Annotated in this window: 2 protein-coding genes; both read right to left on the minus strand. The window is 71.4% G+C overall.

Features of this window, described 5'->3' with window-relative positions:
* Position 1: 1 nt before the first annotated feature.
* Positions 2-250, minus strand: a complete 249-nt coding sequence (locus IY392_RS17660) for a CDGSH iron-sulfur domain-containing protein (RefSeq protein WP_370446318.1) — start codon at positions 248-250, stop codon at positions 2-4.
* The gene (locus IY392_RS17665; RefSeq protein WP_107757806.1) at positions 234-902 is read right to left on the minus strand and encodes a HemK2/MTQ2 family protein methyltransferase; all 669 of its coding nucleotides are present in this window, start codon (positions 900-902) and stop codon (positions 234-236) included. Before IY392_RS17665 ends, IY392_RS17660 begins: the two co-directional genes overlap by 17 nt.
* Positions 903-1,022: the final 120 nt, after the last annotated feature.

Consider the following 1,022-nt stretch of genomic DNA (forward strand, 5'->3'; position numbering starts at 1 on the left):
CTCAGCCGTCGGCGCCGGCTGAGGCGTCGGTAGGGGATCCGGGAGAGGTGGCCCGGATCTTGCGACGGTGGCTGGTGTCGCACAGCGGGTAGGTCTTGCTGCGACGGCAGGTGCACACCGCCACCATGAAGCGGTCGGAGCAGACGCGGGCCCCGTCGTCGGTGACCAGGTCGACCGGCCCCTCGACCAACATGGGGCCGCCGGGGACTATCCGGACGACCCGCGCGTCGCGGTCACCTGCGGTCGACACGGACCACCACCAGTTCCTCCATTCGTCTCCCCGGCTCGAGCAGGCCCGCGGCCTCCAGTCGCGCCGCGTACCCGAGCATCACCGGACCGAACTCCACGACCTGGCTCGCGACCCGGCGGGCGTCGAACCCGGCCCGCTCGAGCCGTGAAATGGTCTTCGGCGGGTCGGAGAACTCGGAGTGCACGATCAGCATGGTCCCGCCCGGGGCCACGAGGTCGGGGGCGAGGTCGCACAGCTCGTCCAGGACCACCCGCCCGTCGGCGCCGGCGTCCCAGGCCCGGTTGGGTCCGGTCCCGCTCAGCGGCGCGTCCGAGGGGACGTACGGAGGGTTCGACACCACCACGTCGAACGGCCCGGCCCGTCGGGCGTCGGCGAGCGTTCCCACGCGCGCATCCACCCGCACCCCGGCTCGTTCGGCGTTGCGGGTCGCACAGGCGACGGCGGCGGGGGAGATGTCGAAGGCGACGACCTCCCGCGCGCCGCGCAGTGCGGTCTCGACGGCGAGAATCCCGCTTCCTGTACAGATGTCGAGAACCCGCTTGCCGGCGACCAGGTCGGCATGGTCGAGCGCCTCGCAGAGCAACCACGAGTCGGCCTGAGGCGCGTACACGCCGTCATCGACCTCGATATGCGCTAACCGTGTCTGGGTCATCGGGCCTCCGGTGAGGGGTCGTCGGATGACCCACAGTCAATCCCCGGGCCCGGTGGCCCGCAACCGCTAGGAGCATGGGTCAGTAATGGCTCGAAGCGCGCCGAGAGTACGGCGGAGTGC

Source organism: Dietzia sp. SYD-A1, assembly GCF_015356725.1.
Classification (GTDB): domain Bacteria; phylum Actinomycetota; class Actinomycetes; order Mycobacteriales; family Mycobacteriaceae; genus Dietzia.

Coding starts and splice junctions, on each gene's coding strand:
- IY392_RS17665 (WP_107757806.1), bottom strand. CDS start 902: ATGACCCAGACACGGTTAGCGCATATCGAGGTCGATGACGGCGTGTAC.